Raw genomic sequence first — 24,980 nt, forward strand, 5'->3', positions numbered from 1 at the left:
CGGACTTGGCAGCAAAGCGGATTTGGCGGGGCGTTCTCCGCCTCGGCCGCTCAGGTCCCGGCGCGACGCAGCCGGTGAGCCATCTGCGACAGTTCACCTTCGCCGAAAATGCCGTCCAGCATGTGCAGCAATTCGCGCACCGCCGCGGACTTGCAGGAATAATAGATCATTTGCCGGTCGCGGCGGGTCTCGACAAGGTCGGAAGCCCTGAGCTTGGCCAGATGCTGTGACAGGGCGGATTGGCTGAGCGACACCTTCTCGGCTATGGCGCCGACCGACATCTCGCCCTCGGCTAGATAGCTCATGATCAACAAACGTTTTTCGTTGCCCATCAGCGTCAGAAACGCAGCCGCGGTTCCGGCGTTGGCGACTAGTTTGTTCGAGACCATAGATCCCCCATGCCTTCTTGCTCATCCGCCGCTATGGGGGCAATAGCGTCGGATTCCATAGACTTTCCCTATAGATGCACGCCAGCGATTCAGCGTCACTCGCAAAGGTAGAACATTTCGCTCAAATCTCAAGGCTTGCTTTCCATGCAAGCCGATTAACCGTGCGGCTGTGATTATTTTGCCGATCGGGCAGCCTTGGCCATGTCGACCAGGACAGGCCTGAGGTCGCGCGCCGCTCTCAGCGGCTCGGGGAAGAAAACCCGACAGACATTGTCGCCCGATATGAGATCCATCCCGTCGGCGTCGAACCCGGTGACGATCCAGCCGTCGCTCTCGGCCCCGCCGAAATGACTTGCGTAGAGGGCAATCGCATCGAGATGGTCGGCGTTCATGTGGTCGAGCGCCGATTGCTCGCCGGCGGCAAGCTCTTCGACGATCGCTCCCGTCGCGACCAGATCGGTGCGGTCGAGCAGATAGGCCTTACCGAAGCCGCCGTTCAGGCTGGCGCGCTCCGGTTCGAGCCGGAAGATCGAGAAGTCGCCGAGCCCGGCATAGAGTTTTGCCTTGGGATTGCGGTTGAGGTAGCGCCGCTCGGCGCGGGCGTGCTCGTTCGAGCCGCGTTCCAGCCGCACGGCGCGGCAGACGAGCGTCAATCGCGGATGCGCCAGCGGATCGCCCTTGCCGGGTTCGCCGACGAGCAACGAACAGCGCGGGTCGGCAAGGATGGCGCCGGTATGGGCGGACAGCATCGATACCAGGATCAATGGCGTGCCGTCGATGTCTGTGGCGACGCCGACCCGGCTGGCCAGCGGCGAACCGGTTCCTGGTTCGAGCACTGCCAACGCGCCGAAACGGGCGCTGCGGATCAGCGTCTTTGCCAGCCTGATCGCCTCGGGATCGGTCGCGCGGATCACGTCCTTTTTTGGTTTGTCCAAAGCACCACCGTCGCGTTTATTTCGGCGCCATGCGGATAGCGCCGTCGAGGCGAATTGTCTCGCCGTTGAGCATCTGGTTCTCGATGATGTGCAAGGCAAGTGCCGCGTATTCCGAAGGCTCGCCCAAACGGGAAGGGAAGGGCACAGCGGCGCCGAGCGAATCCTGCACCTCCTGCGGCATGCCGGCCATCATCGGCGTCCTGAAGATGCCGGGTGCGATGGTGCAGACGCGAATGCCGGAGCGGGCGAGATCGCGCGCCACCGGCAGCGTCATGCCGACGACGCCGGCCTTGGACGCGGAATAGGCAGCCTGGCCGATCTGGCCGTCATAGGCTGCGACCGATGCGGTGTTGATAATAACGCCGCGCTCGCCGCCCTGCAGCGGTTCGAGCCTGGCGGTCCGGTCGGCGACCAGGCGGATCATGTTGAAGGTGCCGATCAGATTGACCTCGATCACCTTGCGGTATTGATCGAGCGGATGCGGTCCGTCCTTGCCGATCGTCTTCATGCCGACAACGATGCCGGCGCAATTGACCAGGATGCGCGGTGCGCCGAGCGTCTCTGCCGCTTCCGCGACTGCGGCGGCACCGCTCTCGGCGTCGCTCACATCGCATCGGACGGCGATGCCGCCGATGTCAGCCGCCACCTTGGCCGCACGCTCGATACCGAGATCGAGGACGGCAACCCTGGCGCCGCCGGCGGCAAGAGCGCGCGCCGTCGCCTCGCCAAGGCCGGAGCCGCCACCGGTGACGATCGCAATCTGGCCGTTCGGGTTCATCTCGACGTCCTCCTCCGTGCCCAGACTATGCCGCCAAGCCACCGTGCGACAGCACCGGCACGGTCATGCCATCGCGGCGATGTGCGCGGACAATCCTTGCCTGGTCGGCGTGGCAAACCTCGCCCGCCAGCCTCGCCACCGCGCCCGGCACGATCTCGTGCGCCAAAAGCCGGTCGGGGTCGACCGGACGCGGCATCGAGATCTGCCCGCGCGGCAGCCTCCTGAAGCCGAGCGGGCCGTAGTAGGGTTCGTCGCCGACCAGCATCACCGCCGGTGCGCCGGCCTTGGCGGCGGCTTCCAGCGCGATTGCCACTAGCTTGCGGCCAATGCCGAGATTTTTGAAGGCCGGCCGCACAGCGAGCGGCCCGAGCATCAGCGCGCGGCCGGCACCGGCGGCGATGCGCGTCATCCGTACCGAGGCGACGACGATTGCGCCATCGACGGCCACGAAGGACAAAGCGCGTTCGTGCGGGCCACCTTGGCGGATCTTGTAGGCGGCAAGCACGAAACGGCCCGGCCCGAAGGCCTCGTCATTGATGGCTTCGATTTCAGGATCGTGCGCCGGAGTTTCCGGTAGGTATTTCACGTCGGCCAGGTATTTCAAGTCGGCAAGGCTCATGGTCTTTGCGTTCCGGTATGCGAGGAAAGGTTTGCTGCAAGCGGCAGCATTCGCCAGTCAGCGCTTCATCAAGCGCGGGCGCTCTTTCGTCGTCGGTCGAACCGGATCACGGCAAAGTCGAACATGCGGATTGTCCGCTAGCACCAATTTTCAGCCGCCGCAATCGGCCCGCGCAGCCGACCGCACTCGACGACGCAGCCGTTGACGATCTGTTCAGCATCGGGGATTTCCGCGGCGCCGCTTGGTGCCCTACATCGGACAGGAACGCGAAAGGATATTGCATGGGATTGCTAGTCGAAGGCCAATGGCAGGACCGCCGGTACGATAGCGGGGAGAGCGGCGGCAAATTCGTGCGCGCGCAGTCGCAGTGGCGCGACTGGGTGACCCGCGACGGCGCGCCGGCCGAAGGGCGAAAACGCGGCTTCAAGGCCGAGCCCGGCCGCTACCACCTCTATGTCTCGCTCGCCTGCCCGTGGGCGCATCGGACGTTGATCTTTCGCGTGCTCAAAAAACTCGAGGACGTGATTTCCATCTCGGTCGTCCATCATTTCATGGGCGCCGACGGCTGGACGTTCCTGGCCGAGGACGGCGCCACCGGCGACACGCTCTACGGCCTCGATTTCCTGCACCAGATCTACACCAGGGCCGATCCCGGCTATTCGGGCCGGGTCACCGTTCCCGTGCTGTGGGACAAACGCGAGCAGACCATCGTTTCGAACGAATCCTCCGAGATCATCCGCATGCTCAATTCGGCCTTCGACGAATGGGGCGATGCCAGGCTCGATTTCTATCCGCAACCGCTGCGCGGTGAGATCGATGCGGTCAACGCGCTGGTCTATCCCGCGGTCAACAATGGCGTTTACCGCGCCGGCTTCGCCACCACGCAGGCGGCCTACGAGGAGGCGTTCGGCGAATTGTTCTCGACGCTCGACATGCTGGAGGACCGTCTGTCAAGGCAGCGCTATCTCGTCGGCGGCCGCATCACCGAGGCGGACTGGCGGCTGTTCACGACACTGGTCCGCTTCGACCCGGTCTATGTCGGCCATTTCAAGTGCAATCTGCGCCGCATCGCCGACTATCCGAACCTGTCGAATTATCTGCGCGACCTCTACCAGGTGCCAGGCGTCGCCGGCACGGTGAATTTGCACCACATCAAGTCGCATTATTACGGCAGCCACGAGACGATCAACCCGACGCGCATCGTGCCGGTCGGGCCGGAGCTGGACTACGCCGCGCCGCATGACCGGGCGCGATTCAGGAAGGCGGCGTGAGACCGGTGACCTAGCGGAAGGTTTCGGAGTCCATCTTTGCCCTTCTAACGAGTTCAGCTTTCAATATGGTATTTCCAAATCGATTGGAGTAGCCGAGCGACGTTGCCAGGAACGCAACGATGCCGCTGATCATGACGATCAGGACCGACATCTGGGGCGGGATTGCGCGTAACAATCCCGACGGCAGAAGCACAGCCATTCCCAAAATCATTTCTATCATGGTTGAGAAGCCGACCATTTTCCAGAATTCAGTGCGAGTAAAAAGCTGAGCATGTCGCTTTATAAAAACGAAATATGTCACGAATGCCGCAACTAATTGTATTGCGAATTGGATGAATCTTCCAACTTTTGCTAAAATATATGGATCTATCGCAAGAACTATTGTCGAAATTAAGGCTAACACAGAAAATGCTATCACATAAATTCCCGTGTAAAGTGATACATAGAGCGCGATTCTAAACCTATCGTTTTGGCTGTGTTGCATTTTTTCTCCTCATCGCTCAGCATGTATCTCTCTGAGAACAATGGATGCTGCCGGTCTATACCGAAGCAGCCAAAGCTGTTGAAGAGATGATCTACCAGTAAGGCGATGCCGAATTCCCCTCAAAAACTTCGGCAATCCGCCGCAGCGTCGCCGGTGTCGTGCCCTGGGGCAAGCGGTCGAGCGGGAAGAAGCCGGCTTCGGCGATCTCGCGGTCGGGCAGCTTGGGTGCTGGCTGGTCGAACTCCTCGACCAGATAGAGGCCGACATGGTCGCGTCGGCTGGCGCGGCGGTTGAAATGCAGGGATTTCAGCACCGGCGGTCCGGTCAGCGCGATGTTGCCTTCCTCGAAGACTTCGCGCGTCAGCGCTTCGATCATCGTCTCGCCCAACTCGACGCCACCGCCCGGAAGGTGCCAGCCCGGGACATAGGTGTGGCGGATGAGGAAGACGGAATTGGAGCGGCGGTCGTGGATCAAGCCGCGCACGCCGAGCGTCATCGGCCGCCGCAGTACGAAGTACAGGTGAAACAGCCTTGCCCTGAAGCCCGGCCAGCCGGTCTGACGCAGGGCTTGCTCCGGATCCGGCGTCGTCATCGTCCGCGAAACCGTGAGTGGAAAGCCGCGCGCGCCTCGCCTATGAAGAAAAGATGTTCAGGCTCGCGCATATTTCCGATGTCCATCTGGGGCCGCTTCCCGATGTAACCTATCGCGATCTCGCCTCCAAGCGCGTGGTCGGTTACGTCAATTGGCAGCGCAACCGCCGCCGCTACATGCACGATGCCGTCATCGACACGATCGTCGCCGACATGAAGGCCAGCGGGCCGGACCATCTCACCATCACCGGTGACCTGGTCAATCTGGCGCTCGACGGTGAGCTCGAGATGGCCAAGCACTGGCTGGAGACGCTGGGCTCGCCCAACGACGTGTCGGTGGTGCCTGGAAACCATGACGCCTATGTGCCGGGCGCCTTCGACAAGACCTGCCGGTCCTGGGCGGCGTGGATGACCGGCGACGGCGTCAATACGCCGGTCGACCGCAACACCTTTCCGTATCTGCGGGTGCGCGGCGAAGTTGCGCTGATCGGCGTCTCGACGGCGCGCGCCACGGCTCCCTTCATGGCCAACGGCTTCTTTCTGGAAGGCCAGGCGGAAAGGCTGCGCGGCATCCTCGACGCCACGGGCAAGCAGGGCCTGTTCCGAGTGATCATGATCCACCACCCGCCGGTGCGCGGCGCCGTTTCGCAGAACAAGCGGCTGTTCGGCATCTCGCGCTTCCACAAGGTTCTTCACCGGCACGGCGCCGAGCTTGTGCTGCACGGCCATTCGCATGTGCCGTCGCTCTTCTTCATCGGCGCCCGCAAGACCAAAATCCCGGTGGTCGGGGTCGCCGCCGCCGGGCAGGCGCCCGGCAGTTCGCATGCGCCGGCGCAATACAATCTGCTCGACATCGACGGTGAAAAGGACAAGTGGCGGATCAGGCTGACGCGCCGCGGCCTGACCGGGCCGGCATTGCCGCCCAGCGACCTGCAGACAATGGAGCTTGGCGTCGAAGCCGAGGCCTCGATGGCTAGAGCAATTCCAGGAAAAGTGTGAAACGGTTTTCGGTCCGGAATTGGGTCAAAACAAAGAGATAGTGCGGTTCAGCGTTTCCGTGAAACGCTGAACCGCTCTAGAAGCTGATTTTCATTGCAACGATGCGGTCCCAGAACAACACGAGCGAAATCGCCAGGCCGACCAGGGCGCCTGCGGCGATCAGGCCGAGGCCCGAGAAGAACGCCGACCAGCCGTTGCTGCGCCCAGGGACATGCAGCGGCGGCTCAGCCTCCGCCACCAGGGCGCGTTTCAGGCCGGCGACGGCTTGCTCGATGCCGCCTTCCATCATCCTCTGGCGTTCGACGACGCGCTCGGCGACATAGCGCGTCACCTGGTCGGCAACGACCTTCATCTCTGTCGACTCGGCGAGCACGACGCGGCCGATGCGCGTGTCCTTGAGAAAGCGGTAGGTGCGGCGGTCGCGTCCCATGGCGACATGGCTGACGGCGTCGATCCACAGCCGTGGCTGCAGGCCGGACGAGACGGCGAAGTCGAAACTGTCCATATCGGTGGGTACGTCGCCGAAGACCGGCGCGAGTTCGGCGGCAAGCAGATCGAGCCGCATGCGATGCGCTTCGCGCATCTCGACGACGACGTCGTCGCGGTCGGCGAAGGCGTTCTTGACGTCGCGAATGGCATCGGACAGTTTTCGCGACTGATCGATCTGGGTGATGTTCTCGCCTGCGTCCTTCATCGGCGTTGCCTCGCGGGGTTTGGTTAACACCGAATTAACACAGCCGCCGGCAAATTGCACTTGCGAGATCGATGAGCGGGCAAGGGTTCGCTGGAGCAGCACCAGCGCCGCCGCCGTGCCTGCGCGAAGACCGATCAGCTCGCCGCAGCGGCGAATCCCGGACGAAGCCGCCTGCTGCGGCGTCGCATATTGCGACGGACGGCCTCGACGACCAGGCCGGGCGCTTCCTCGACCAGCATATGGCCGGCTTCCAGCACGTGGTGCAGATGAAAATGCTTCGGCACGCCGTCCGCCTGGCTGACGGGCAGCACCGCGTCGTCGGTTCCCCAAACCACCATGACCGGCATGTTCAGCGTTTCCAGCCGTTCGCGCTGAATGACGCCTTGCCGATCATCCCTGGTCATGGCGGCTGCGAACTCGACAAGTGTCCGCGACTGGCCGGGACGCCGGCGCATCTCGTTGACGAGATCGACCCTATGCTGCAAGGGCCGGCTTTGCGGTCCCGACATGGCGGCAAGACAGGCGCGGATTTCATCCGTGCCGGCAGCGGCGGCGTAGCGACGCAGCAGCGGACCATTGATCTCAGGACCAAAACCGCCCGGCGACAGCAGCGTCAGCGAGGCCATCTTTTCCGGCTCGCTCAATGCCATCAGGGCGGCCACGGCGCCGCCCATCGAATGACCGACGAGATGAGCCCGCTTTATCCCGCGAGCGGAAAGATCGGCAAGGACGGCACTGGCTGCAATCCTGGCCGGACCGCCGCCCGGAAAATCGAGCGACAGCCCATGTCCCGGCAGATCATAGGCCAGGGTCCGCGCGCCGGGCGCCAGAGACTCGGCCACATCGCGCCAGTCGTCGTGGCAGCCACCGAAACCATGCAGGAAGGCAATCGTTGTCGGGCCGGTGCCCCGTTCGGCAGCGTAAAGGGATGGGGTCATGCAAACTTTATGGCTTGGTGCCGGGATCAGTCAGGATGCCGGGGGCGGTCTTATGCGGATCAGTCTTTGCGGGAGGTCAGACTTATGTGGAGATCAGTCTATGCGGGATCAGACCTATGCGGGATCAGATTGGCCGGTTCAAATTGTGTCTGAATTGCGCTTTGGCCGTCCGGATGGCCAGTAAAATCTTCGCGATCACCTGACGTCGTGCACGCGCCGGGAGACGTCAGCTGGCGCCGCCAAGGCCGGCGGCGCGCAGGGCTTCCACCAGCCGGTTGGTCAGATCGGCGGGATATCTTCGTTCGACGAAAGTTGCGCGCGGATCGGCTGCGAATTTCGGGAATTTGGCGGTCAGTTCCTGCAGCAGCCTGCTCGCCAGCTTCTCGCGGCCGGCAGCCTTGGCGCCGATCAGCCGCGCCGCCAGATAATGCGATTTCATTTCCGTCGTTCGCAAGCCGTCGCTGGCGAGCGTGGCCTTGTTCATGTCGCCCATCATGAACTCTCCGGCAAACAGCCCGTAATCCCACCATGTCGGATGGGCGCTGGCGATGTCCACCGCGTGAGCGATGATCGGGGTGCCCTCGCTGTACCTGCCGGCGAAAACCAGCCCGTAGCCATAGGCGGCGGCCATTGCGAGATCGTAGGGATTGAGCTCATAGGCCTTGCGCATCCAGCGGATCGATTCCGCGGAATCGCCCATGCGCGAGTTGAGATAACCAAGGGCGCGGTGCGCGTAGGGGCTGGTCGGGCCCATCTGGATGGCGCGATGGGCAAACGTCATCGCTTTGTCGATCGTCGCGTCGGCGGGATAGGGATAGTGGTCGGTGACCGCTTCGAGATGCAAGGACGCGAGTTCCGAATAGACGAGCGACGACTTCGCCTCCCGGTTGGCAAGATCTTCGAGGCAGCGGTAAGCGGCTTCGTGCGTCTGGGCGTTCTGGTCGAGATAATATTTGCCGTTGAGCACCAGACACGCCGTCAGCCCGGTCTGGATGCCGCTCTGCTCGATGTAGTTGTAGATCGTGCCCGAGGCGGGAAGAGCCGAGCTCAAAATGCCGGAGATCTGGTCCTCGATGGCGGTGTTCGCGCTGTCGCCGGCGGTCAGGTTGCGCGACAGAAGCACACGGCCGGTCGCCACGCTTTGCAGCTCGAGCATGATGTCGCCGCTACGCGGCCCGGGCAGGACATCGAATACGAAGCTGGCGGCGTCGGTTACTGGATCGGGCGGGCTGTCGGCATCACGGCCGATGAAATTGATGGTATCGAAGCCGCTGAGGCCGGCGCGCAGCGATGCGGCGACACGGCGAGCCAGGTCGCTGTCGGCCTTGATGGCGATGTAGACCTGGGGGAGGTTTTCAACGGGAGGCGCTGCTATGCTGCCGGTCGCCACCGCAGTCTCGACCGCCGTGTCGCCGCCGGTCAGCAACACCACGCTGCCCTGGCGAAGGATCAGCACACCCAGCATGAGGATGACCAGCGCGATCGCCAGCCAGAAGAACTGCAAATGGCGTTGCAGCGAAGGAGCAGCAGGGGCGACGGCTGGAATGCTCAGCAATGCAGCCGGATGTGCCCGGTTGCGGGCGTCCTCCAGCGATCCGGGCGGGGCGGTCGTCGCCGCTTCCTCTGTTGCCAGCTCCGGCTTGCTTTCTGCCTTGGGCTCCACCTCCGCCGGCAAGCGAATGGCGTTGAGTTCGTAGGACGGAACATAGCCGCCGCGCGGAATGGCGATGCGGACCGGTTCGGCAACGCCCTCATTGGCGAAATACTGCTGCAGAAGCTCGCGCAGCCTGCCGGCCTGCACCCGCACCACCGCATCGGTCGACGGATCGAAATCGCCGTCCTTGCCGAACACGTCCATCGCGATGGAGAAGCCCTTGAGCCTGTCGGCTTCGCCTGCCTGCTCGCGCTCGACCAGGTAGCGGAGCAGCTTGCGCGCGCGCTCGGATCGTCCGAACGTTTCGCTGGCAAGCAATCGCTCCAACGTTTCGCGCACTGCGGGGGCGGCAGGCGTGGTATGCTGCAAGTGTCGATCCCTTCGAATTCGGCACAGGTTGAGGTACGATCATATCGCGCTGGCGGCGCCTTACAAGCATGTGCTTATGGTGCGATAGCGTACCCACCGGATAAATTCCGGTGGGCCGATGGCGGGAGCCTGACCGTTTCGGCTAGCCGCGCTTTCGGCCGACGATGCGGTTGGCGGCCGAAACCACGGCTTCTAGCGAGGCGGCGACGATGTTGGTGTTGATGCCGGCGCCGAACAGCTTGCCGCCCGGATGTTCCATCTCGACATAGGAAATGGCCGAGGCATTCGAGCCGCGCTGCATGGAATGCTCGGAATAATCCAGCACCGACATCGGCACCCCGACATGGCGCGACAGCGCATCGACGAAGCCGTCGATCGGGCCGGTGCCGGTGCCTGATATGGTCACCTCATTGCCTTTGTCGAGGATCACCGCTTCGACCACGCGCCGGCCCTTGACCTCGGTGTCGGGATAGGTGTGGTGGTCGAGGAACTTCAGCCGCGCGCCGGGCTGGTCGACATAGGTGTCGAGAAAGCGCTCGTAGATGCGCTTGACCGGCACCTCCTTGCCTTCGGCGTCGGTGATCGCCTGGATAGCCTGGCTGAACTCGATCTGCAGGTTGCGCGGCAGGTTGAGGCCGTAATCCGCATGCAGCACATAGGCGATGCCGCCCTTACCGGACTGCGAGTTGATGCGGATGATGGCTTCGTAGCTGCGGCCGACATCGGCCGGGTCGATCGGCAGATAGGGCACCTCCCAATGCGGCGTGTTGGCCTTGCGCAGCGCCTTCATGCCCTTGTTGATGGCGTCCTGGTGCGAGCCGGAAAAGGCGGTGTAGACGAGCTCGCCGACATAAGGGTGGCGCTCCGGGATCTTCAGCTGGTTGGAGTATTCGTAGACGTCCTTCATGCGGTTGATGTCGGAGCAGTCGAGCCCGGGATCGACGCCTTGCGTGTACATGTTGAGCGCCAGCGTGACGATGTCGACATTGCCGGTGCGCTCGCCATTGCCGAACAGCGTGCCTTCGACGCGGTCGGCGCCCGCCATCAGGCCGAGTTCGGTGGTGGCGATGCCGGTGCCGCGATCATTGTGCGGATGCAGCGAGATCAACAGGTTCTCGCGGTTGTCGAGATTGCGGCACATCCATTCGATGCGGTCGGCATAGATGTTGGGCGTCGACATCTCGACCGTAGAGGGCAGGTTGATGATCAGCTTGTTTTCCGCCGTCGGCTTGACGATCTCGGTGACGGCGTTGCAGATCTCCAGCGCCACTTCGAGCTCGGTGCCGGTAAAGCTCTCCGGCGAATATTCGAAACGGTAGCCGCCGCCGGCTTTCGCCGCCATGTCGGTGATCATCTTGGCCGCATCTGTGGCGATGCGCTTGATCCCGGCGACGTCCTTCTCAAAGACGACGCGGCGCTGCAATTCGCTGGTCGAGTTGTAGAAATGGACGATCGGGTTGGTGGAGCCCTTCAGCGCCTCGAAAGTGCGGGTGATCAGTTCCGGCCGGCACTGCACCAGCACCTGCAGCGAGACGTCGGCGGGCACGTTGCCCTGTTCGATGCACCAGCGGGCGAAATCGAAGTCGGTCTGCGAGGCCGACGGGAAGCCGATCTCGATCTCCTTGAAGCCCATGTCGAGCAGCAGGGCGAACATGCGCGCCTTGCGTTCCTGGCCCATCGGATCGATCAGCGCCTGGTTGCCGTCGCGCAGGTCGACCGAGCACCAGATCGGCGCCTTGTCGATCACTTTCGAAGGCCAGGTGCGATCGGCAAGACCGACGGTCGGATAGGGCTGGTATTTGCGGGCAGCATCCGGCATGCCCCTCGCGGGCTTGGCGGTTTCCTCTACATTCAGACGGATATCTTCTCGTGCGTTCATCGTCTTTTCTCCCGGCGGCTCGCGGATCCAGCTTCAGGCGGATTGGTGGCGAGCGGCGCCTTTATCAGAATTTCGTTCGCTTGATGTGACGTGCCAATTTGTGAATGGCCAAGGAGCGTGCGCGTGAGCGGCGAATTCGACCGCCGGGCGCTCCTTCAGCGAACCCGGCGATCGCCGATAAGGCCGAGAAGCAGCAGGGTGGAGGCAAGCGCGCGAACGGTCTGGCCGGCAATACCGGTCGGAAGGGACGCAAAAGAGGTGGCGCGCGGGCTCATGGCGGATTTCATACAGGAGCGGGCAAAGCGAGGCAAGTGGGAGCCTCGCTGTCGCAGAAGCTGCCGATCCAGCCTCAAGACCTGGGTTCCTCGCCGTCGCGAAACGAGGGAGAGGTGGCCGCCCACGGGTCTTGCCTTCGGCAAGCCCGAGGACAGGCTCCGCGGCCGGAGAGGGGCCTTCGTAGGGCGCAGTCCCCTCTCCGTCTCGGCTTCGCCGAGCCACCTTTCCCTACTTTCGTGGGGCGAGGAACCCAAGCTGCAATGAAGGCGCGGCGCCGACATGAAGCGATTTTTCCTGACGACAGCAACTTTGTTCTTGCTTTGTGCCGGCAGCTATGCTACTAATTTCGGTATGGTGCTGATTGGCGCCGAGGACCCGCCGTCGAGGCGGGTTTTTTATTTCACGGTTTTGGCGTCACCTTTCGCGGACCCAGCCGCTCACCTGATCCAGTTGCTCTTCCCCGAGCCCGGCAAATGCGCCAGAGTCGATTGTCGGCGGGGGTGCGATGGCTCGCCGCCGGGAGGGATCGTCCATGAACTTCGTGTTCTTCTCGCCGCATTTTCCAGCCAATGGCGCCGATTTCTGCGACCGGCTGAAGAAGGCCGGCGCCACCGTGCTCGGCATTGGCGACGCGCCGTTCGATGCGCTGGACGGCAAATTGAAGGCAGCCCTTTCGGAATATTACCGCATCGACGACATGGAGGAGTACGAGCCGGTGTTCCGGGCGATCGGCCATTTCATCCACAAATGGGGCCGCGTCGACCGGTTCGAATCGCTCAACGAGCATTGGCTGGAGCTGGAAGCCAATATCCGCACCGACTTCAACATCTTCGGCACCAAGCTCGACTTCGTGAAGAATTTGAAACGCAAGAGCCGCATGCGGGCGTTCTTCCGCAAGAGCGGCGTCGAAACCATCCCGCAACGCAAGTGCTCCGACCGCGCCGGCGCCATGACCTTCATCCGCCGTGTCGGCTATCCCGTGGTGGTGAAGCCGGATTCCGGCTCCGGCGCCTCGAACACTTTCAAAATCTCCAACGCCGGCGAACTCGACAGCTTCTTCAGGGACAAGCCGGAAGGCGTCAGCTTCGTCATGGAGCAATTCATCGAAGGGCTTGTGGTGACCTATGACGGGCTGGTCAACCGCGACGGCGAGGTGGTGCTGGCCGCCAGCCACCGCTACGACCAGAGCGTCATGGAGGTGGTCAACCGCGACCGCCATATGAGCTATGTCTGTTTTCCCGAGATCAGCCGGGCGGTCGAGGAGGCCGGCAGGAAAATCCTCAAGGCGTTCGACGTGCGCGAGCGCTTCTTCCACATCGAGCTGTTCGAAACCAGGGACGACCGGGTCATCGCGCTGGAGGTCAACATGCGGCCGCCTGGCGCCTGGATGACCGATGCCATCAATTACACCTTCGATATCGATGTCTATGCCGCCTGGGCCGACATGGTGGTCAAGGACGCCGCCGGCGGCCCTTACAGGGGCAAGTATTTCACCGCCTATGCCAGCCGCAAGCGGCATCTCAACTATGTGCACAGCCATGCCGACGTGCTGGCCGCCCATGGCGACATGATCGTCCATCATCACACCATCGAGGAGGTTTTCAGCCGCGCCATGGGAAACTACGCCTATCAGCTGCGCTCCACCGACCCGAAGGCACTGCGCCGGGCGGTCGACTACATCCATGCGGAAAAGGCGTGAGGCGATGGACGTTTCCTACCACAAGGGTTTTGGCCGCAACCTCGGCCGCGACATGGAATACAAGCGCTACGGCCATGCGGGCCGACCCGTGGTTGTGTTCCCGACTTCGCAAGGGCGGTTCTACCAGTTCGAGGATTCCGGCGCCGTCTCGGCTCTCGCCGAGTTCGTCGACACCGGTCGCATCCAGTTGTTCACGCTGGACGGCATCGATGCGGAATCCTTCTTCGACCGCCATGCCGAGCCAGCCCATCGCATCGCCCGGCATGAAGCGTATTTCCGCTATGTGCGCGAGGAGGCGCTGCCGGAACTCCTGTCTGTCGCAGCCGAGGCCAATGGCGGGCGTACGCTGAAGCCGCTATTTTGCGGCTGCTCGATGGGCGGCTACCATTCGTCGAATTTCGTCTTCCGCTTTCCGCAACTGGCCAGCGGCGTCATCGCGCTGTCGGGGGTTTACTCGACCCACGATTTCTTCGGCAATGCGCTCGACGGACAGATTTTCTTCAACTCGCCGCTCGACTACCTGCCGGGTATCGTCGATCCGCGGCTGCTCGTCAGGCTGAAGGCGCTGCGGCTGATCTTCTGCTGCGGGCAGGGTGCCTGGGAGGAACGGATGCTGGCCGATACGCAGGCGCTGGAACAGATCCTGCGTGACAAGTCGATTCCGGCCTGGGTCGACTATTGGGGCGGCGATGTCGCGCATGACTGGCCGTGGTGGCACAAGCAACTGGTCTATTTCTTCGCTCGCTGGCTGGACGACGATCTGATGCACCGGCTGGATTAGGCCACCTGGAGGAAGGAAATGACTACGCCCGATGCCATCCGCCGCTTTGTCGAAGCCACCAATGCCGGCGACACCAAAGCTTTCCTCGAGACGTTCACGCCCGATGCCTTCCTGAGCGACTGGGGCCGGTCGTTCAAGGGCCGCGAGCAGATTGCGCGCTGGAACCAGTCGGACAATATCGGAGTGCAGTCCAAACTTAGCATCATTCGTATCGAACCGGCGGGCGAGACCTATCACGTCCGCATTGCCGTCACAGGCAACGGCTTCAACGGCGAGGGCGACATGGCGTTCACCCTGGACGGCGACCGCATCTCCAGCCTGGTGATCAGCTGAAGGATATTTTGAAGGCCCTTTAGGCCACCTCGCCGACACGGCCGCCGTTGCTCGCGCGGGACTCATTGGCTTGATGCAAAAACATGACTTTGTTTATCATCTTTTAGTGGAAACGCCAGGCCGGCTGTGGCATTCCGGCGTGGCGAGGACGCCGTCTGGCGAGCTCGGGTTCAAATGGCACCGAAAAGGCTGAGCGATGGAGCAATTGAGTGCGCAAACCCGGATCAGCGGTGCCGCCATCCGGTCGGTGATGGACAGGCTGCGCGCCGAGCACGGCGAATCCGAGATCGATACCGGCCTTGCCGATCATTGGGAATTTCGCACGCATTACGGCTCGTTGAAGGCGACGCTCGGTGACGACAACGTGCTGATCCGCGTCGCGGCCGAGGATGAAACCTGCCTGTCCTACATGAAGATCGCGGTCGCCGGCCATTTTTCGCAACATCTCGGCACGACCAGGGGCATCGCCTGGCAGGGCGACGGCAGCGATGCCGGCACGCCGGTGTTCTTCCGCGAGATCACGGTGCTGTCCTCGACGCGGATTTCTCCGCATATGCAGCGCGTCCGCTTCACCGGCAACGATCTCGGCCGCTTTGGCCGTGGCGGCCTGCATGTGCAGCTGCTGCTGCCGCCGCGCGGCAGGCTGCCGGTGTGGCCGTCGATGGGCGCCGACGGCCTGATGGTCTGGCCGTCGGGCGAGGACGCGCTCGTCGTGCGGGTCTACACGATCCGGGCACTGGACGCCGCAAGCGGCTGGCTGGATGTCGATTTCGTCCTCCACCCCGGTATGGATACGCCGGCGGCCGCTTTCGCCGAAAAGGCAGTTGCCGGCGAGATCATCGGCATGATCGGACCGGGCGGAGGTGGCGTGCCCGAGGCGCAAAACCTGCTGCTGCTCGGCGACGACACCGCGCTTCCGGCGATCGGCAGGATCCTGGAGCAGCTTTCGCCGTCAACCCGCGCCGAAGCGTTCATCGAGGTCGATGGTCCCGACGACCGGATGCCGCTGGCCGCGGGCGAGGCCGTTGCCGTCACCTGGCTCTATCGGCATGGGCGCGAGGCCGGCACAGCCAGGCTGTTACCGGGGGTGCTGCAGCAGCGGAACCGCACCGCCCTTATCGACAATCTCTATGTCTGGGCCGGATGCGAGTTCGGCGATTTCCGCGAGATCCGCAGGATCGTCCGCAAGGAATGGGGTGTGCCGCGCGACCGGCATCTGGTCACCGCCTACTGGCGCCGCGGGACGCAAGCGGCGGACGGCGGCGAAGAATAGTGCGCGACGATGCTCCGCGGTCAGCGGCGGTCGGATACGAAGGCGATCGCCGGGGCGGCCAGAAGCGCGACGAGGCCGGCGCCGGCGAAGAACGCGCCATAGCCGAAATACTGCGCGGCGTAGCCGGCCGCGATCCCGCCGGCCATGCTCATCAGCGCGTCCATGCACTGGAACAGCGTGAAGTCGACGCCCGCCTGTCTTGGATCTGACCAGCGCATGAACTGCGCGTAAAGCGCGACGAAACCGAGAGCCATGAAGCCGGACGAGCTAAGCACCGCGATGGCCATCAAAGCGGTGGTCGAGAAGCCACCAAGAAAATCGAAGACCGAAAAGAAGAACAGCGATCCGGCCTGCAGGAAAAGCGTCAGGACGAGCACGTTGCGCGGGCCGAACCATTTGACGAGAGCGCCGCCGGCGAGTGCGGCAGCCAGGCCGACGAACATGCTGCCGACGCCGTTGACAAGTCCGACCATCGAGAGGTCGAGCCCGGCGTCGATCAGGAATGGTCCGAGCATGGCGAGTGCCGCCTTCTGGGCCAGGACATAGATGGCCGACGCTGCCAGGCCGCGCCGAATTTCGGGACGCTTCAACGCGTCGAGGAGGCTGGGAACATGCTCGCGCGTCTCCTCGCGCGCGCGGCTGGCCGCGCCGAGCAGGAAGGGCAGACCGAGCGGCAGGAGCAGCAAGGCCATCGCCCAAACGGCGATGCGCCAGCCATAAGCGTCGACCAGAAGCAGAAACAGGCCGGCGCCGATGGCCGAGCCGAGATAGGCGCCGCCGACCTGCGCGGCATTGCCCCAACCGTGGTTTTCCTTAGCCAGGCTCTGCACGGCGAAACCATCGCAGGCAATGTCGACCGTCGAGGCGGCGAAGGCGACGATGGTCAGGCAGGCCAGAACCGGCCACCAGGCCTCCGGGCCGAGCGCGCCGACGGCCCACAGCCCGGCGATGGACGCAAGCCCACCGGCGGCGACGATCGTGCCGGTGCGGTTCTTGCCGACCGGCGGCAGGCGATAGCGCTCGACGGCCGGCGCCCATAGAAACTTGAGCGCCCATGGCAGCGTGATCAGCGAAACCAGGCCGATCCGGTCGAGCGGCAGGCCCTGGTCGCGCATCACCGCCGGCAGGCCCGCCCAGGTGATGCCGCCGATCACACTCTGCGCGACGTAGAGCCCGCCGATCGCCAGGACGATCGCGACAGGCGTCGATGCCCGGCTGGAAACGGCGATCGACATCAGAAGCGGTAGCGCAGGCTGGCGAACAGCGAGCGGCCCTCGTCGCGGTAGCAATAGCCGGCCGAGCAGATGGATTTTTGAGTCTCGAACACATTCTTGGCGTTGACCTGCAGCTTCACGCCCTCGAGCTTGGGGTTGCGGTAGCCGAAATCATAGGAGAGCGAGGCGTCGACGAAGGCGCGCGCATCGTTCTTGAAGGTGTTGGTGTCATCGCCATAGCTCGAGCCGGCGACGCGAACGCCGCTGCCCAGCCCGAGCCCCTGCAGCGTGCCGTCCTCGAACTGGTACTGCCCCCAGAGCGACAGGATGTGATTTGGCGTCGCCGACAGTTCCTTGCCTGCGGTTCCCGTGGCGCCGCGTTCGATTTTCACGCGCAGATAGGTGTAGGAGGCGAGTATGCTGAGACCGTTGTCGAGCGAAGCGCTGGCTTCCAGCTCGACGCCGCGCGAGTTCAGGTCGAGCTGGCGCTGCTTGTTGATGCCGGTCGAGGCGTCGAAGACGACGCCATCCTTCTGGTCGATGTCGAACAGAGCGGCGCTGACGGCGGCGTTGTAATCGGCAAATTCGTATTTGACGCCGATTTCCTTCTGCGTCGCAATGGTCGGACGGGCGACGCGACCGACAGGGCTGCTGACATCGTCATAGACGAAGCCGATATTGGGCGAGAACGACGTCGAATAGTTGATATAGGGCGTGATGCCCCATTCGGTCTGGTAAGACAGGCCGAGCCGCCCGGAAAGGGCACTGTCGTCCTGCTTGGACTTGGTGAAGTCGGCGGCGGTCAAGGTGGTGTCGGCCCAGTCGTAGCGACCGCTGGCGAACAGGGTGAAATCGTTCCACTCCATCTGGTCATGCAGATAGGCGCCGAGCTGGTTCATCTCCTGCCCGCCATAGTAAGGAACCGGAGCAGCCTTGATGTCGTCGACGGAGACATAGGAGATACCGCTGCCGGCGTCATAATTAGACCAGGCGTAGTCGATGCCGGCTACCGCCGTGTGCCTGACCTGGCCGGTATCGAATTCGAACTGCGCCATGTTGTCGACGACGAAGTTCTTCATGGTCTCGGTGTAGTGGCCCCAATAGCGTTTCAGATCCACTCCGTCCGGGTAATGGCCGCTGTACTCGATGTCGCTGTCGACGGCGCTGTAGCGAAGATTCTGCCGGACCGTCAGCACGTCGTTGAAACGGTGCTCGAACTCGTAACCGATGCGGCCCTGGGTCTGGTCGAAGTCGTTCCAGGCGGGATCGCCCTCATAGAGGTTCGTCAGAGCGCCGCCCGAATTGTAGAAGGCAGCGGTGCCGCCGGTGACGGATTTCGAATATTCGCCGAGGATGGTCAGCTTGGTGTCCTCATCCGGCTTGAAGGTGACTGCCGGCGCCAGATAGATCTTGTCGTCGGGATAACCGACCAGGTCGGTGTCGCTGGTGCGGCCGAGGCTGGTGAAGCGATAGAGAATGCTGCCGTCTTCGTTCACCGGGCCGGAAGCGTCGAGTGCGGCCTGGAAGCGATTGTGTGCGCCGAGCAGCATTTCGACTTCGCGGAACTGTTCTTCCTTGGGGCGCTTGGTGACCAGATTGACGATGCCGCCCGGACCGCTGATGCCGTAAAGCGAGGAGGCCGGACCCTTCAGTATGGTGACGCCCTCGATGCCGTAGGGCTCGGTCTTGAACCAGGCCGAGGGGCCGTTGTACTGGCGCAGCCCGTCGCGGAACATACCGTTGTAGAAGGCCTGGAAGCCGCGCAGGAAGAAGGCATCATAGCGGGTGTCGAAGCCGAAGCTGTTCGGATTGGCGCTTGCGACATAGCCGAGCGATTCGTTCAGCGTGCGTGGCTTCTGGTCCTCGATCTGCTTTTGCGTCACAACCGAAACGGCTTGCGGAATCTTGACCATCGGCGTGTCGGTCTTGGTGCCGATGCGGTCCTTCTTGGCGACGTAGCCGTCCTGCACGAGGATCTCGTCGCTCTCGGCATCGACCTCGATCTTGTTGAGAACGGTGACGCCGCCCTGGTCCTGGGCGTGAGCCGGCCCGGACAGGTCGAGCAGGGCCATGCTACCCGGCAATGATAACCCCAGGAGCCATGTCATCGTCCGTTTCCGCATCAACTCGTCTCCACTCTTCCGTACATTGACGGAAGGGGCTCTCAAATATGAGTATTTGAGTCAAGTTATTTTTTGAGCTCGTGCAGGTGCTGGCCCGATACGGTCGGCGGCAGCAAAGTGCGACCGGTTTCAGGAAAACCGGCTGCGAATCAGGGAGAGGCAAGCTGCTATGGTTTGAGGCTTCTCGCCACCAGCCGCGCCACGCTTGGGCCGACCAGAAGCACGATCAGGAAGCGTGCCGATTGCAGCGCCATGACGAAGGAGATGTCGACATGCTGCGCGGCGGCGGCGATGATGGCGACGCTGTCCATGCCGCCGGGGCTGGTTGCCAGATAGGCGGTCAGCGGATCGATGCCGAGCAGGCGGCTGATCAGGAAGGCGAGGCCGCCGCAAAAGACGATCAGGGCAATGATCGAGCCGACGATCTGCGGCAGCGCGCGGGCCGCGTGGCGCAAAATGGCCCTGGTGAAATTCAGGCCGATGCTCCAGCCGATCATCGTATAGCTCAAGGCAAGCAGCCAGGGTGGCAACTGCATGGTCACGCCGAGTCCGAGATGGATCACGGTGCCGAAAATGAAGGTGCCGAGGAAAAACGGCGACGGCAGCCGGAAAAGCTTTCCGGCGAGGCCGCCGACCAGCGCCACGCCGAATGTTGCGGCCAAGCCTTGCGGGTCGACCGGCGGGAACCAGACGATGGCCGGCACCTCGATGCCTGAGGTGTCGACCCAAAGCTTGGCCACCAGGGCTGCCGTCATCGAGACGCAGATGACGCGCAGATAAAGCATGAAGGCGACGAGGCGCTGGTCGGCGCCGAAGGCACCGGCCATCAGCACCATGGCGGTGGCGGCGCCCGGCGACGAGCCCCAGACCGCGGTGGTGCCGGGCAGGATGCGCCAGCGGCTGATCAGCCAGCCGAGCAGGCTGGATGCCGCGACCGTCGCCATCACGACGCCAAGGAACAGCGGCCATTCCTTGTAGAAGACGGGAAAGATATCGGCCGAGATGGAACTGGCGACCAGGCAGCCGACGACCGCCTGGGCTGAGCCGAACAGAACCCGCGGCACGCGCACCGTGGCGCCGTTGGTGCCGGCGACGATGGCCGCCAGCATCGGTCCGATCAAGAGCGCGGCGGGCAGGGCAGCGACTTCCAGCGCGCCGGCAAACAGCACCGAGACCACCACCAGGACCGGCCACTGCCAAGCCTTGTGGATCCGCGCCAGATGCTCGATGGCCGGCGGGTTCGGGGAAGAATCCATAGATGGGCTCTTAGACCGGTCGCGAAAAAATGCGAACCTTTTTTGCGCGGGAAAGGGCTCGGGTGGCAATAGGACCACGCCATGCGTAGCGATCCTTCGCGCCCCCCTCTGTCCTGCCGGACATCTCCCCCTCGAGTGGGGAGATTGGCAGCTTCGTCGACAGCGCTCTTCTTTGAAGATTGGCGAAGGCCGAAGTGACATTCAATCTCCCCACTTGAGGGGGAGATGGCCGGCAGGCCAGAGGGGGGCGCTGTCCTGCCGGCCTCTCCTCTATCCCGCCTTCGCCGCCGCCAACCCGAACCCGCCGACAGGATGCGTCTCCACCTGGAACTCGAAGCCGGCGATGATCGGCCGTGCCTTGGCGATTGCCGCCTGGACTTCGGGCAGCTGCAGCGAAGCCTTGTGGCTTTCGGCGTCGGTCCACACTTCGGTCACCCAGATCGCGTCGGCATCGGCCGGGTCGGTGGCGATGATGTAGTTCAGGCAGCCGGGCATGGCGCCGGTGCTGGCGAGCAGGATATCCATCATTGCGTCACGCTGGCCGCGCATCGCCCGCATCTTGCCGATCAGTCCGTACATTCGCTTTGCTCCGTTGAGATGACGCAACCAGGAGTATGCAGTTCGCCGTCTACGGCATCAACTGCCCGCCATTGACCTCGATCACCTGGCCGATGATGTAGCCGCTCAACAGATCGGAGGAGAGGAACAGATAGGCGCCGACGCAGTCCTCGGCGGTGCCGGCGCGGCCCTGCGGGATGGTGGCGATCATGCCTTTCATCTGGTCGTCGGTCGAGTAGCGCTCGTGGAAAGGTGTCGCGATCGTGCCGGGCGCCACCGCGTTGACGCGGATGTTGAAACCGATCAGCTCCTTGGCCATGCCGCGCGTGACGTTGGAGACGAAGGCTTTGGCCGAGCCGTAAAGGCCGGCGCCGCCACCGGCGCCGTTGCGCGCGGCGATCGAGGAGGTGTTGACGATGAAGCCGCCCTGCCGCTTCAGCCATGGGATCGCTTTGCGCGAAGCTGTCAGCACGGAACGCGCGTTGAGGTCCATCACCGCGTCGTAATGCGCCTCGGTCTGCTCGGCATAGGGCACGCGGCCGAGCATGCCGCCGGCATTGTTGACGAGGCCGTCGAGCCGGCCGAAATGTTGCGCACTGTCCTCGACGACACGCTCGACATCGGCGGGGATCGAGAAATCGCCCCGGACGAGGAACACGTCGCCGCCGCCGTTGCGAATGGTCGCGGCAAGGTTTTCGGCAGCCGCGCGGCTCGAATTGTAATGCAGCGCGACGCGGCATTTCTGCGCGGCGTAGGCGAGTGCGAGCGCCGCGCCGATGCCGGTCGAGGCGCCGGTGACCAGGACCGCCTTTCCGGCAAGGTCGGGGATGACCAGAGAGGGGCTGACAAGGGTGGTGGTGGCTGGCACGTCTATTCCTCTATTCCTCCGGGGACTCTGCCTGCTCTTCGTAGGCCCTCGCAGTCCTCGCGTTCAAGTCCGTAAAAGTTTAGAGCGGTTCACCGTTTCACGGAAACGACGAACCGCTCCCTCTTTGTCTTGACGCAATTCCGGACGGAAAACCGTTTCACACTTTTCCTGGAATTGCCCTATGGCCTGAGATAGGCGTAGCCCTGGCGTTGCAATTCGGCGAGCTTGACAACGCCGCCCCTGTCGGCTGCATGGAAGCCGTCGAGCAGGTCGGCCAGGCCGATATCCATGCCGTGCATGGTGTTGGCGCAAGCGTGCGGGCTGAGCCCATCCTGGACAAGGCCGGCGAACCGCCCGAAAATGGCGGCCGATATGCCCTTCGACTTGAAGGCGGCAAGTGCTGGGCCGTGCACGACAAGCGCGATGTCGACTTTGCCGTCGGTGCCTTCGAAGTGGTTCTTGATGTTGCCGAGCACGAAATTGACCTTGTCGAGGTCGCTGAGGTGATAGGCGACCTTTTGCCTTTCCTCTTCGGCAGCCGCCGGCTTGACTTCACTAGCTGCGGCCTTGATGGGGCGCAGCCCGAACAGCCCGGCGGCCCCGGCAAGACCGACGCGGAAAATATCGCGGCGTCGCATGGCTTCATCTCCCATTTGGCCGGCCCGCGCAATTTGCGTGGCCTCGACCTCAATCCTAGCATAAATTGAAGCCACGTCTTGTCGGGGCAGGGGGAGCCAGCATGATATCAAGGACCGTGATGGGCGCCGGAGTTGGGGTTGCCTTGCTTGCCGCCGTCGCCGGTGCTGCTTTCGCCGACGACACGCTCAAACTCACCGAGCTCAGCCCCGACGGCAAGGACGCTTGCTTCGGCCGCGTCTACGACGCCGCGCATCTCAAGTCGCATCCGCAGCAGAAGGTGGCGCGCATCTTCTTCTATTACGGCCGCGATCCGGTCAGCCGAGCAAACGAGGAGCCAAGCACCGGCATCGATTCCTCCTACAATGGCTTCATGGCGACGACGGTACGCGGCGCCGAGGCGCCGGAATGGCTCGGCGGCTGGTGCAGTCATGAGTCGGAGGACGGCAAGACCGGCCCGATCCGCTGCGGCATGGACTGCGATCGCACCATGGCTTCGCTGAAGGTCGACGACAAAGGCCGGCTGATCGTCTCGGACGTGCAGCCCGATCTCTATCTCGACGCCGGATCGGAAGACGAGCTCGGCAAGGCGGAATACGAAAGGCAGGCGCTGGGCAAGGACGACAACGGCTTCAGGCTCGACCCGATGCCGGCCGCCACCTGCAAGGCGGAGTTCGCGCGCATCGACCCGATCGACCCGGCCCTTGGCCCGCCATTGCGCGAGCGGCTGAAGCCGGACCAGCCCTTCTGCTACGGACGCGACTACGACGCCGAGCATCTCGGCTCGCATCCCGATCAGCTGACCCAGTCGATCAGGGTTTTCCGCGGACCGGTCGAGCTGGCGTCTTTCGCCAAGGAGGGCGATCCGGCCAATTGGCCAAGCGGCGCCGATATCGCCGTTTCGGTTACCACGCGGCAGAAATCGGCCAAGGTCACGCAGGTCTATAACTGTCAGGGCGAGGGCGACCAGTGGCGCTGCGCGGCGAGCGCGAAGACGGGTGGTGCCTCCTGCGATATCGCGCAACAGGAGGTCTTCCTTCGCCGCGGCGCCAACGGCACGATGATGCTGGCCAACCCGAACAGCGGTCTGCCGATCATCGATCTGTGTTCGGCGGAGGGCGACACAATGTCCGACGACAAGGTCTACCGGCTGGAGCCGATGCCGCAGGCTGCCTGCGGGCTGTAGCAGTTCAGAGACGCGATGCCGGCGAGACAGCACCCCCCTCTGTCCTGCCGGACATCTCCCCCTCAAGGGGGGAGATCGGCAGCTTCACCGACAGCGTTCTTCTTTGAAGATTGGCGAAAGCCAAAGCGACATCCAATCTCCCCCCTTGAGGGGGAGATGTCCGGCAGGACAGAGGGGGGCGCGAAGGATCACCACTGAGCGATTTTTCTCCGCGACGCCACCTCACGCGAACGGCACGGCCGTCGTGCCTTTGGGCAGTTTCGCCTCGTCGTCGGGCTCGACATGGATGATGACGCGGACGGAAGGGATCTCTGCCTGCAGCGCGTCCTCGATGCGGTCGCAGATGACGTGGCTGGCGCCGACCGACATGTCGGCGTCGACGACCAGGTGGAACTCGATGAAGGTGGCGCGGCCGGCGATGCGCGTCTTCAGGTCGTGGACCTCGAGCGCGCCCTTGCAATTGGCCGAGATGATGTCGCGTATGCGGATATGTTCCTGGGTGTCGACGGCGCGGTCCATCAGCCCGTTCATCGACGAGCCGATGACGTGCCAGCCCTGCCACAGAATGTTCAGCGCCACGATCACCGCAAGAGCCGGATCGAGAACCTGCCAGCCGGTCAGTACGGCGCCGACCAGGCCGATGAACACACCGACCGAGGTCGCCACGTCGGTCATGATGTGCCTGCCGTCGGCAACGAGAGCCGGCGATTTTTCGCGTCGGCCGGTGCGGATCAGCGTCAAGGCCCAGACGGCGTTGATGACCGTTGCGACGCCATTGACGGCAAGGCCGGTCCATGGCTGTTCCAGCAGTGCGGGATGCTGCCAGGACCACCAGACCTCATTGAGGATCAGCAAGGCGGCAAGCACGATCAGCACGCCTTCGAGGACGGCCGAGAAATACTCGGCCTTGTGGTGGCCGAACGGATGGTCCTGGTCGGCCGGCTTGTAGCTGACCTGGATCGCCCAATAGGCGGCGGCAGAGGCAATGACGTTGACGATCGATTCCAGCGCGTCCGAATAAAGCGCGACCGAACCGGTGACGTACCAGGCCACCAGCTTCAGGCCGAGCACGACGCAGGCGACGACGATCGACCAGAAGGCGAGGCTGGCGACCTTCTGCCTGGCGGCGGCTTTGATTTCCGCCGCGGTCACTGGGGAAAAGATCCCAACACTGAGC

Annotated in this window: 24 protein-coding genes; 7 read left to right on the forward strand and 17 right to left on the reverse strand. The window is 63.4% G+C overall.

Going from position 1 to position 24,980, the window contains the following annotated elements:
- Positions 1–50: 50 nt before the first annotated feature.
- The 4 genes from NKI52_RS07555 to NKI52_RS07570 all read right to left on the reverse strand — a co-directional run bounded on the left by NKI52_RS07555 (position 51) and on the right by NKI52_RS07570 (position 2,721).
- Entirely contained in the window at positions 51–389 is a 339-nt protein-coding gene (locus tag NKI52_RS07555) for an ArsR/SmtB family transcription factor (protein ID WP_023679553.1), read from the reverse strand.
- A gap of 173 nt (positions 390–562) precedes the next feature.
- Entirely contained in the window at positions 563–1,324 is a 762-nt protein-coding gene (locus tag NKI52_RS07560) for a HugZ family pyridoxamine 5'-phosphate oxidase (RefSeq protein ID WP_352690547.1), read from the reverse strand.
- A 16-nt stretch (positions 1,325–1,340) separates the two neighbouring features.
- Positions 1,341–2,102 carry a 3-hydroxyacyl-CoA dehydrogenase gene (locus tag NKI52_RS07565; protein ID WP_023679551.1) on the reverse strand — a complete coding sequence of 254 codons (762 nt, stop codon included), beginning with the start codon at positions 2,100–2,102 and terminating at the stop codon, positions 1,341–1,343.
- A 25-nt stretch (positions 2,103–2,127) separates the two neighbouring features.
- A complete protein-coding gene (locus tag NKI52_RS07570) occupies positions 2,128–2,721 on the reverse strand; it encodes a GNAT family N-acetyltransferase (RefSeq protein ID WP_352697505.1) in 594 nt (197 codons plus the stop codon).
- Positions 2,722–3,002: 281 nt separating this feature from the next.
- Here NKI52_RS07570 and NKI52_RS07575 point away from each other — a divergent pair, with 281 nt between their 5' ends.
- On the forward strand, positions 3,003–3,992 hold the full coding sequence (locus tag NKI52_RS07575) for a glutathione S-transferase family protein (RefSeq protein WP_352690551.1): 990 nt from the start codon (positions 3,003–3,005) through the stop codon (positions 3,990–3,992).
- A 10-nt stretch (positions 3,993–4,002) separates the two neighbouring features.
- On the opposite strand, the gene NKI52_RS07580 is transcribed toward NKI52_RS07575, so the two are convergent.
- Positions 4,003–4,476 (reverse strand): hypothetical protein, encoded by a 474-nt coding sequence (locus NKI52_RS07580; RefSeq protein WP_352697507.1) that lies wholly within the window; start codon positions 4,474–4,476, stop codon positions 4,003–4,005.
- 91 nt (positions 4,477–4,567) lie between these two features.
- Positions 4,568–5,068, reverse strand: coding sequence for an NUDIX domain-containing protein (locus NKI52_RS07585; protein ID WP_352690555.1), 501 nt, complete (start codon positions 5,066–5,068; stop codon positions 4,568–4,570).
- Between the two features lie 53 nt (positions 5,069–5,121).
- Here NKI52_RS07585 and NKI52_RS07590 point away from each other — a divergent pair, with 53 nt between their 5' ends.
- Positions 5,122–6,066, forward strand: a complete 945-nt coding sequence (locus tag NKI52_RS07590) for a metallophosphoesterase family protein (protein ID WP_352586933.1) — start codon at positions 5,122–5,124, stop codon at positions 6,064–6,066.
- Positions 6,067–6,142: 76 nt separating this feature from the next.
- Here the strand turns inward: NKI52_RS07590 and NKI52_RS07595 are convergent, their stop codons facing one another.
- The 4 genes from NKI52_RS07595 to leuA form a co-directional block, all read right to left on the reverse strand.
- A complete protein-coding gene (locus NKI52_RS07595) occupies positions 6,143–6,760 on the reverse strand; it encodes a hypothetical protein (protein ID WP_352690557.1) in 618 nt (205 codons plus the stop codon).
- Positions 6,761–6,894: 134 nt separating this feature from the next.
- Positions 6,895–7,698, reverse strand: a complete 804-nt coding sequence (locus NKI52_RS07600; protein ID WP_352680920.1) for an alpha/beta fold hydrolase — start codon at positions 7,696–7,698, stop codon at positions 6,895–6,897.
- Between the two features lie 226 nt (positions 7,699–7,924).
- Positions 7,925–9,721: a tetratricopeptide repeat protein gene (locus NKI52_RS07605; RefSeq protein WP_352697509.1), complete on the reverse strand. Its 1,797-nt coding sequence runs from the start codon at positions 9,719–9,721 to the stop codon at positions 7,925–7,927.
- 142 nt (positions 9,722–9,863) lie between these two features.
- Positions 9,864–11,600: a 2-isopropylmalate synthase gene (leuA, locus tag NKI52_RS07610; protein WP_352697511.1), complete on the reverse strand. Its 1,737-nt coding sequence runs from the start codon at positions 11,598–11,600 to the stop codon at positions 9,864–9,866.
- Positions 11,601–12,408: 808 nt separating this feature from the next.
- On the opposite strand from leuA, the gene NKI52_RS07615 reads away from it, so the two are divergent.
- From NKI52_RS07615 to NKI52_RS07630, 4 genes are all read left to right on the forward strand, one after another.
- Positions 12,409–13,575: an ATP-grasp domain-containing protein gene (locus tag NKI52_RS07615; protein ID WP_352697512.1), complete on the forward strand. Its 1,167-nt coding sequence runs from the start codon at positions 12,409–12,411 to the stop codon at positions 13,573–13,575.
- Positions 13,576–13,579: 4 nt separating this feature from the next.
- Positions 13,580–14,356: an esterase family protein gene (locus tag NKI52_RS07620; RefSeq protein ID WP_352697514.1), complete on the forward strand. Its 777-nt coding sequence runs from the start codon at positions 13,580–13,582 to the stop codon at positions 14,354–14,356.
- A gap of 18 nt (positions 14,357–14,374) precedes the next feature.
- Positions 14,375–14,689 (forward strand): nuclear transport factor 2 family protein, encoded by a 315-nt coding sequence (locus NKI52_RS07625; protein WP_352697516.1) that lies wholly within the window; start codon positions 14,375–14,377, stop codon positions 14,687–14,689.
- A 196-nt stretch (positions 14,690–14,885) separates the two neighbouring features.
- Positions 14,886–15,962, forward strand: a complete 1,077-nt coding sequence (locus tag NKI52_RS07630) for a siderophore-interacting protein (RefSeq protein ID WP_352697518.1) — start codon at positions 14,886–14,888, stop codon at positions 15,960–15,962.
- A gap of 20 nt (positions 15,963–15,982) precedes the next feature.
- Here NKI52_RS07630 and NKI52_RS07635 read toward each other — a convergent pair whose 3' ends face one another.
- The 6 genes from NKI52_RS07635 to NKI52_RS07660 form a co-directional block, all read right to left on the reverse strand.
- A complete protein-coding gene (locus NKI52_RS07635) occupies positions 15,983–17,197 on the reverse strand; it encodes an MFS transporter (protein ID WP_352620498.1) in 1,215 nt (404 codons plus the stop codon).
- Positions 17,197–19,284, reverse strand: a complete 2,088-nt coding sequence (locus NKI52_RS07640; RefSeq protein WP_352697519.1) for a TonB-dependent siderophore receptor — start codon at positions 19,282–19,284, stop codon at positions 17,197–17,199. Before NKI52_RS07640 ends, NKI52_RS07635 begins: the two co-directional genes overlap by 1 nt.
- Before the next feature lie 182 nt (positions 19,285–19,466).
- The gene (locus NKI52_RS07645; RefSeq protein ID WP_352620502.1) at positions 19,467–20,555 is read right to left on the reverse strand and encodes an AbrB family transcriptional regulator; all 1,089 of its coding nucleotides are present in this window, start codon (positions 20,553–20,555) and stop codon (positions 19,467–19,469) included.
- Between the two features lie 270 nt (positions 20,556–20,825).
- A complete protein-coding gene (locus tag NKI52_RS07650) occupies positions 20,826–21,134 on the reverse strand; it encodes a putative quinol monooxygenase (RefSeq protein ID WP_023679530.1) in 309 nt (102 codons plus the stop codon).
- 49 nt (positions 21,135–21,183) lie between these two features.
- A complete protein-coding gene (locus tag NKI52_RS07655; RefSeq protein WP_023679529.1) occupies positions 21,184–21,981 on the reverse strand; it encodes an SDR family NAD(P)-dependent oxidoreductase in 798 nt (265 codons plus the stop codon).
- Between the two features lie 179 nt (positions 21,982–22,160).
- Positions 22,161–22,619, reverse strand: a complete 459-nt coding sequence (locus NKI52_RS07660; protein WP_352697521.1) for a DsrE family protein — start codon at positions 22,617–22,619, stop codon at positions 22,161–22,163.
- Positions 22,620–22,720: 101 nt separating this feature from the next.
- Here NKI52_RS07660 and NKI52_RS07665 point away from each other — a divergent pair, with 101 nt between their 5' ends.
- Positions 22,721–23,803 carry a hypothetical protein gene (locus NKI52_RS07665; RefSeq protein ID WP_352697523.1) on the forward strand — a complete coding sequence of 361 codons (1,083 nt, stop codon included), beginning with the start codon at positions 22,721–22,723 and terminating at the stop codon, positions 23,801–23,803.
- A gap of 222 nt (positions 23,804–24,025) precedes the next feature.
- Here the strand turns inward: NKI52_RS07665 and NKI52_RS07670 are convergent, their stop codons facing one another.
- Positions 24,026–24,955, reverse strand: coding sequence for a cation diffusion facilitator family transporter (locus tag NKI52_RS07670; protein WP_023679526.1), 930 nt, complete (start codon positions 24,953–24,955; stop codon positions 24,026–24,028).
- Between the last annotated feature and the right edge of the window lie 25 nt (positions 24,956–24,980).

The sequence above is a fragment of the Mesorhizobium sp. M0590 genome, assembly GCF_040320905.1.
In the GTDB taxonomy this organism is placed as follows: domain Bacteria; phylum Pseudomonadota; class Alphaproteobacteria; order Rhizobiales; family Rhizobiaceae; genus Mesorhizobium.

Coding starts and splice junctions, on each gene's coding strand:
- NKI52_RS07590 (WP_352586933.1), top strand. CDS start 5,122: ATGTTCAGGCTCGCGCATATTTCCGATGTCCATCTGGGGCCGCTTCCC.
- NKI52_RS07585 (WP_352690555.1), bottom strand. CDS start 5,068: ATGACGACGCCGGATCCGGAGCAAGCCCTGCGTCAGACCGGCTGGCCG.
- NKI52_RS07650 (WP_023679530.1), bottom strand. CDS start 21,134: ATGTACGGACTGATCGGCAAGATGCGGGCGATGCGCGGCCAGCGTGAC.
- NKI52_RS07600 (WP_352680920.1), bottom strand. CDS start 7,698: ATGACCCCATCCCTTTACGCTGCCGAACGGGGCACCGGCCCGACAACG.
- NKI52_RS07660 (WP_352697521.1), bottom strand. CDS start 22,619: ATGCGACGCCGCGATATTTTCCGCGTCGGTCTTGCCGGGGCCGCCGGG.
- NKI52_RS07630 (WP_352697518.1), top strand. CDS start 14,886: ATGGAGCAATTGAGTGCGCAAACCCGGATCAGCGGTGCCGCCATCCGG.
- NKI52_RS07575 (WP_352690551.1), top strand. CDS start 3,003: ATGGGATTGCTAGTCGAAGGCCAATGGCAGGACCGCCGGTACGATAGC.
- NKI52_RS07570 (WP_352697505.1), bottom strand. CDS start 2,721: ATGAGCCTTGCCGACTTGAAATACCTGGCCGACGTGAAATACCTACCG.
- NKI52_RS07595 (WP_352690557.1), bottom strand. CDS start 6,760: ATGAAGGACGCAGGCGAGAACATCACCCAGATCGATCAGTCGCGAAAA.
- NKI52_RS07615 (WP_352697512.1), top strand. CDS start 12,409: ATGAACTTCGTGTTCTTCTCGCCGCATTTTCCAGCCAATGGCGCCGAT.
- NKI52_RS07645 (WP_352620502.1), bottom strand. CDS start 20,555: ATGGATTCTTCCCCGAACCCGCCGGCCATCGAGCATCTGGCGCGGATC.
- NKI52_RS07635 (WP_352620498.1), bottom strand. CDS start 17,197: ATGTCGATCGCCGTTTCCAGCCGGGCATCGACGCCTGTCGCGATCGTC.
- NKI52_RS07665 (WP_352697523.1), top strand. CDS start 22,721: ATGATATCAAGGACCGTGATGGGCGCCGGAGTTGGGGTTGCCTTGCTT.
- leuA (WP_352697511.1), bottom strand. CDS start 11,600: ATGAACGCACGAGAAGATATCCGTCTGAATGTAGAGGAAACCGCCAAG.
- NKI52_RS07565 (WP_023679551.1), bottom strand. CDS start 2,102: ATGAACCCGAACGGCCAGATTGCGATCGTCACCGGTGGCGGCTCCGGC.
- NKI52_RS07625 (WP_352697516.1), top strand. CDS start 14,375: ATGACTACGCCCGATGCCATCCGCCGCTTTGTCGAAGCCACCAATGCC.
- NKI52_RS07620 (WP_352697514.1), top strand. CDS start 13,580: ATGGACGTTTCCTACCACAAGGGTTTTGGCCGCAACCTCGGCCGCGAC.
- NKI52_RS07580 (WP_352697507.1), bottom strand. CDS start 4,476: ATGCAACACAGCCAAAACGATAGGTTTAGAATCGCGCTCTATGTATCA.
- NKI52_RS07555 (WP_023679553.1), bottom strand. CDS start 389: ATGGTCTCGAACAAACTAGTCGCCAACGCCGGAACCGCGGCTGCGTTT.
- NKI52_RS07640 (WP_352697519.1), bottom strand. CDS start 19,284: ATGACATGGCTCCTGGGGTTATCATTGCCGGGTAGCATGGCCCTGCTC.